At 41.4% G+C, this 5,969-nt stretch carries 8 protein-coding genes and 2 pseudogenes; 2 read left to right on the top strand and 8 right to left on the bottom strand.

Annotated elements, in window-relative coordinates; genetic code table 11:
• Window positions 1-119: 119 nt before the first annotated feature.
• The 5 genes and pseudogenes from V5298_RS19430 to V5298_RS19410 all read right to left on the bottom strand — a co-directional run bounded on the left by V5298_RS19430 (window position 120) and on the right by V5298_RS19410 (window position 3,035).
• Window positions 120-653, bottom strand: coding sequence for a hypothetical protein (locus V5298_RS19430; RefSeq protein WP_332933084.1), 534 nt, complete (start codon window positions 651-653; stop codon window positions 120-122).
• Between the two features lie 11 nt (window positions 654-664).
• The gene (locus V5298_RS19425; protein ID WP_332933083.1) at window positions 665-1,579 is read right to left on the bottom strand and encodes an RHS repeat-associated core domain-containing protein; all 915 of its coding nucleotides are present in this window, start codon (window positions 1,577-1,579) and stop codon (window positions 665-667) included.
• A 126-nt stretch (window positions 1,580-1,705) separates the two neighbouring features.
• The gene (locus V5298_RS19420; protein ID WP_332933082.1) at window positions 1,706-1,948 is read right to left on the bottom strand and encodes a hypothetical protein; all 243 of its coding nucleotides are present in this window, start codon (window positions 1,946-1,948) and stop codon (window positions 1,706-1,708) included.
• Between the two features lie 87 nt (window positions 1,949-2,035).
• Window positions 2,036-2,686: pseudogene (locus V5298_RS19415) on the bottom strand (RHS repeat-associated core domain-containing protein); the annotation flags it as partial.
• A 184-nt stretch (window positions 2,687-2,870) separates the two neighbouring features.
• Window positions 2,871-3,035, bottom strand: a complete 165-nt coding sequence (locus tag V5298_RS19410) for a hypothetical protein (protein WP_332933081.1) — start codon at window positions 3,033-3,035, stop codon at window positions 2,871-2,873.
• Between the two features lie 121 nt (window positions 3,036-3,156).
• Here V5298_RS19410 and V5298_RS19405 point away from each other — a divergent pair, with 121 nt between their 5' ends.
• Window positions 3,157-3,771 (top strand): DUF6036 family nucleotidyltransferase, encoded by a 615-nt coding sequence (locus V5298_RS19405; protein WP_332933080.1) that lies wholly within the window; start codon window positions 3,157-3,159, stop codon window positions 3,769-3,771.
• Window positions 3,772-3,838: 67 nt separating this feature from the next.
• Window positions 3,839-4,165, top strand: coding sequence for a hypothetical protein (locus V5298_RS19400; protein ID WP_332933079.1), 327 nt, complete (start codon window positions 3,839-3,841; stop codon window positions 4,163-4,165).
• 82 nt (window positions 4,166-4,247) lie between these two features.
• On the opposite strand, the pseudogene V5298_RS19395 reads toward V5298_RS19400, so the two are convergent.
• The 3 genes and pseudogenes from V5298_RS19395 to V5298_RS19385 all read right to left on the bottom strand — a co-directional run.
• Window positions 4,248-4,610: pseudogene (locus V5298_RS19395) on the bottom strand (tyrosine-type recombinase/integrase); the annotation flags it as partial.
• 298 nt (window positions 4,611-4,908) lie between these two features.
• Window positions 4,909-5,304 carry a hypothetical protein gene (locus V5298_RS19390; protein ID WP_332933078.1) on the bottom strand — a complete coding sequence of 132 codons (396 nt, stop codon included), beginning with the start codon at window positions 5,302-5,304 and terminating at the stop codon, window positions 4,909-4,911.
• Window positions 5,301-5,969, bottom strand: a 669-nt coding sequence (locus V5298_RS19385) for an RHS repeat-associated core domain-containing protein (RefSeq protein WP_332933077.1), incomplete at its 5' end; no start/stop codon positions are given. The genes V5298_RS19385 and V5298_RS19390, both read right to left, overlap by 4 nt.

Below are 5,969 nucleotides of genomic sequence, written 5' to 3'. Positions count from 1 at the left end.
TGTTGACTCATAGACGTTTATGGCTGTGATTTACTGTACCGCTATGATCTCACATCGGGGACTTATTCGCATCTTCCCTAATTATAATGAAAATAAAAGATGGGTCTCAGAAACATTTTTTATTTTTCATTAGCGTTATTTGAATTTGAATATACCGCTTTAAAAAACTTATCGAGTGAAGGAGAGTTTATCGGTTCGTACGAAAATTCACTTAATATTCTGTCAAAAATTAAGTAATTCCATCCTATATAAAATTGTGGAGCCAAAGTACAATTATCATCTACCAATAAAATTCCAGTCGCCCCCCCATAAAGGCTGTCGAGATTCAAATTGTTGTGTATTAACGTTATATCAATATAACTCTTCGGGATTCTTTCGTATGGTTCTCTCCCCCAAACTTTAATCGTGGAGATCATTTCCCCTTTGATATTATCTACAATATTAAAAATATAGTATCCTGCGAAAATCTTTTTAGAATCGTCATGCACATAAGCGGTGGCCCGAGCGAAAACTATAGTTTCAGCCCCATCGACTAATTCAGTAACACTCTTTCCGCGATTTTTTACAATCTCACTTTTGCATGACAAAGAGGAATCAGCTTTAGCATAAATTGATAAAGTAGACATGAAGAAAATTAGAATGATTTTTAGCATATCCCAGCTCCTTAGTATCTAGTTCTTTGCCGATTCAATTTACTTTTACTTCTAAAATTATTTGTCCTATTTACCGCCCTTGCCTCTCTAGAACCAAAGTCCTTACCTCCCTTTATGACACTCACGCTAGCGCCAGAAGCAGTTATGACACCTGAAGCATTTTCATTGCCAACACCATTGATGGAATCTAATACATGAGAAAATTCATGTTCGAAAGCTTCGGTGGCTGTAAAAGGAATGCGCCCTTCGGCTCCTCCATTCATAGTTCCTATTACACTACCGGTTTCCATCCCTATAAGTACTTCACCAGCTGCATCTATTCCCTCGAACGAAGGATCAGGCGCAGCTGTCATGACAGAGCTGGTTGCGGAGCTAACAACAGTCGTGTCCACAAATGTAATAGTCCCATTGTCATTCAATTGTTTCTCTACCTGACCAGCAATGCTGTTAGGATCAGATAACCTATTCTGGACTAACGCCGCAGCATTACTATCGCCCGATGCTGGACAGATGCCGCTTTTCTGGTTTCCGCTAGAATCCGTCATACATTTACCCGTAGGATCAGTCATATTAACCGGATCATTACCCACATAAGCATAAAGGTTCATCTGGTCTTCATAACCCACTGGGTCAGTCTGTAAGAATCGACCTAGCTTTGGATGATAAATCCGTGCTTTGTAGTAATAAAGCTCAGTACCTTCTATTAGAATTTGACCGGTATACCTAAATCGGGAATCGCTGCTGTTTTGTGGCTGGCCGAAAGGATCATACTGATGGGTCTGTACCACATTTCCATTCTTATCAACCTCTGAGATTATGGTACCTTTTTCATCAGATAGTAAGTAACGCTTATTGGCTGTTCCACTTCCTTCATACCATAAAACAGGGTTGTCATCTGCTATGCCATGAACATATCGACGAAGCACCGTTCCTAGCGGCGCTGGCGTGAATTGAGACAGTTGCTGTTACCAAGTGATCAGCATTTTCGCTACTGCGAGTGCGTATTGCTGCTCTAAAATGTTTAGCAATAGTAACGGCTAAAAACCGAAATCCTATTGATAGCCAAGTTCTCTAACAATTTTATTTTTTTTCACGTCATAGTGGAGTTCCACTGACTGCCCGCCACCTACCTTAATGGAATCAATATCGCTTTTGTGCATGATTTCAAAGACCTTAAGCTCATCGCCATCAGTAACAATGTGAACGGTATAATCGTCATCTTCCCAACCCTTATTTTCGTTGAGGTATTTTTTCACAACTGACAATATGTCTGTCGAAATTTGCTCTTGTTTCATCGCTATATTCTCATTAATAGTTGATTCAGAGTCACAGCCAAATAACAGAGTACAAATTGCAAAGAGAAACAGTCTCATAGCTAAATCCTACGGAAATGGAATTACAATTATTCCCTGATGGGTTACAACAACGCCTGGAACTTCAGCATAACGTTTCGTGAAGTTTATATCTCCTGTACTAGGCCCTATCTTATATCCTTCAGAGGCTTTATTCGGGTGGGTATGAAACCACCCAACTGGTTTCGTTAGTAGAGACCAACTCGGTTTGGAGTTTGACATTGCCGGAAGGGAATCTCTAGTACCAGCGTTAACTCTTGTAACCGAGTACTTACCAGTCCACCTATTTTGAATAATCCACCCTCCTGTTTCCCACTTACGCGAACCAGGTTCACCCCTTTGCACATCTTTCGAATATGGATTCGAATCTTGCCAGGCTCTATCAAGCTCATTATTTACATGTTTATCATTTAAAAAATCAGGTGAAGTTGAAGATGAGCCACTCTCTGATTGTGTGCTCTGATTGACTGATTGTGAATTAGAGACCTGGTCAGGTTTTAAAATATAAGATTTGCAACCAACTGCCGTTCGGCCTTTAATTCTAGTCCCACAAAGACCTGATGGGTCTACAACATTGATGGGATCATTTCCAACGTATGCATACATGTTCATGCCATCGTCATAGCCAATCGGATCCGTCTGAAGGAATCGCCCTAGCTTTGGATGATAAATCCGTGCTTTGTAGTAGAGTAATCAGCTTTACGATCCAGAATGATTATTGATATACGAGAAAAAACTCTTGAAAGGAATTGCTAAACCGCGCACCTTTTTAAAGAACGCCCGACTATCCATGGGAATGCTGCCATAAAATTTACTATGAGCGTATATGCAGCTTGAAAATTTTGCCAACATCCCAGTCCGAGTATTAGGGATTTCTGGAATACTTTCTTTTCAACTCAGTAATATCTTTTTCTTCATTTTCCTTCTTTAGTGAGAGACCTTCGTAGCTTAGACTAATCTTGAAGTTATCCATGTTTGGCGTAAACTTTGCCCGTTTCCTATTTTGCATTTTTGAGGGCTCTCTGCTCATAAAAGCTCCCTTTGTATCGTCTGCGTTTAATATACCCCTTTTTATTAAACAGTGTATACAGGAGCGTTTTAGGACAGCTGTTACAACTTGATTTCGTTTTACTCGTCAATAAGGCTCATCGATGGATTTATTTTTAGATACTCCTTTGTCAAACGCAGTTTTTGAGTTACTTCGGCAACTTAACGATGAAATTGAAGGTAAGTTAGCGGAAACTGATCAAGCAGGTTTGGTGAAGGTATATATTTTCGGTGGTTGTGCCGTACATATGTATACAAACGCGCGAGGAAGTAACGATTTAGATATCGAAGTTGAAGCAGCTGAGATGCTTGATGTGCATAGCTTGGTTGTGGAGCTTGATACGGTTTATTTTACCGATCCAGTCGAAGGCGATATGCATTTAGACCTTGACGACACATTCCAAATTGGTATCACGCCAGTCGTATTCCCTGATTATAAAGAACGGGCTATCCCACTTAATGAAGGAGCACAAAAATTGTACATCTATCTTGTAAGCCCGTTAGATATCGCCATATCTAAACTTTCGCGATGCGCGACCGATGATATTAAAGACATTGTAGAGATTTATAGGAAGGGACGTTTCACTCTCGATGAATTCAAGGAAGCTGCGCGGGAAGCGCTTGATTACACCGCAACGCCAGGCAGTTTGCAGCAAAACATAGTTCACGTTATACTTACGCTTGAAAATGTTCAAAAAACACCCAGTAGAGATGAATAATCAAAGTTTACAACTAGAGTTTGAATCTCTGGTCAGACAACCAAACCAGCCAACTGCAAGCGAGAGCTTGAAGTCAGTTGCGCTTGCGCTTTGGTATCAGGACTTTGTGCCGTGTGTAGATTCGTTTAACGGGCAAGATGCCGCATTAGCTGGATACGTCCTAGACAAATTAACTCGTTACAATTGTTTAGGCGCTGAAAGGAAAGCATTTCTTCGTGCAGGTTTGCTTCCTACGCTTGAACAAAAAACGGCGACCTATCTTACCGAAAGCCACTCAAAAGACATGCTTGCAAGGCATTGGAAAGCATCGGTGGATATGAAAAAAGAATTTAGGGGATTGATGGCATACCAAAAGCGACACTATCAGCATTCCAAGCCTTCACTCGCCGCATAATCAAACAGAGCCGCTAGGGATAGCGGCTTTTTTTATTTCACAGATAAGCACCTTAGTTTTTAAATCAAAATACGCTTATCGCTCAACGCGGAAGTGTATCATTGTACACATCGCGAAGCTTAGAGCGTGAAACAAAGGTGTAGATTTGTGTGCTGACAATGTCAGCATGGCCCAGCATTTCTTGTACATGCCGGATATCAGCGCCGTTATCCAGCATGATAGTGGCTGTTGCATCGCGAAACAGGTGACAAGGGCCTGAACGCTTAAACCCTGAAAACCGAACATACCGCGAGACCATATCGGATAATGCGCAAGCACGGTATCGTGTTCCCTTATCGTTTAAAAACAACGCACTGCCGGAGTGCAAAGTTGCCAGTTTGGGACGAAGTTTAGTCAGGTAGAAAACCAACCATTCGATTGCACGATCACTCACTGGCAAAATGTATTCTCGATTACCTTATTCAAATCTGTTCAACCCAAACAGCACTCTGATCAGCTTTAACCAGCAGAGGTGTGCAACTGATAGCAGTAGAAGCAATCAAATCAACCAGTGACACTACTTAGCGGCGCTGGTCAGAACTGCATGTACTGCTTATTAAGCCTGAGCACTTCTGCTGATTATCTAGGTTATACTTGCCGGAAACAATACCTATAGTGCTCAGAACGTCTAAGGTAGAGGACTCAACCTGAATCAATACAAATTCATTGCGCAAGTTATAAATTGACACTTGCGCCCTTAACGATTAGCTTGAAGTCGGCCAATGAAAATAGACTTCACATTGAGGCTCCGATATAGACTTAATTATTTCCTGTCTTAGCACTTCGGAAGAGGTTATAGTTTCAAGCTCAAGAAAATCATCTCCATACCAGAACCAAAACTCAGTTTCCATAGAAATCAGTTTATTAATCAAACTGTAAAGTTCCGTCGTATTGAACTGGGAGTTATCTCTCATGTTCCTTTGTGCTTCACAGCACAACGTATCGATGTCCTTGCCATTGTAAAAAACATTCCATACTTGTTTTCCTTTGGCTAACTGCTTTTTGGCCTCAAATAAAACATTATTATCGAGTGATTTTAATGCTAATCCATCCACCTCTAGAGGACCACTGTCATTTCTAGCCATACAAAACTGGGTCACAGCCTTCCTCCTTTATCTTTTCTATTTACACGCTCTCTCATAGCGCCACTTTTCAATGCTTCGTCGGCTTTATCTAAATCGGCACCTGTAGTTGCCGAGATCTCACGAGTAGTGCTTTGATTATGAACCTGAGGTGAATGCGTATGTGGATTTGCGTCTACTTTTGCGTCTGTATGAGTATTATGTATTTGCATCCAATCCCCACCTTTGTTCGTTGGTGTTTGAGTATCTACCAAATTGAAATCTTTATTTGTTGGCATAGTAGTTCCATTGGGGGATACAATGAAATCAGCCCCTTTTCTTGAGCCACTAATCGCAATACTTGCCCCTCCGGGGACAACAGGTAATGCCAAAGCAGCTCCATCAGCAATGACACCAACGGCGTCAAGTGCAGCAGCTCCCCAGTTACCTTGGGACAAGTTTTTTCCTAACGATACCAGCCCAACACTCAAGCTGGCAGCATCCCAGACAGATTCTAGATACTTCCCTGTTGGGTCTCTCATATTAACCGGATCATTCCCAACGTAAGCATATAGGTTCATCTGATCTTCATAACCCACAGGGTCAGTCTGGAGGAAACGCCCTAGCTTTGGATGATAAATCCGTGCTTTGTAGTAATAAAGCTCAGTACCTTCTATTAGAATTTGGCCGGTATATCTGAATCG

This window comes from Alteromonas sp. 14N.309.X.WAT.G.H12 (genome assembly GCF_036697315.1).
Taxonomy (GTDB): domain Bacteria; phylum Pseudomonadota; class Gammaproteobacteria; order Enterobacterales; family Alteromonadaceae; genus Alteromonas.
The sequence above is the reverse complement of the archived record's forward strand: the minus strand, read 5'-3'. Positions and strand labels throughout refer to the sequence as shown.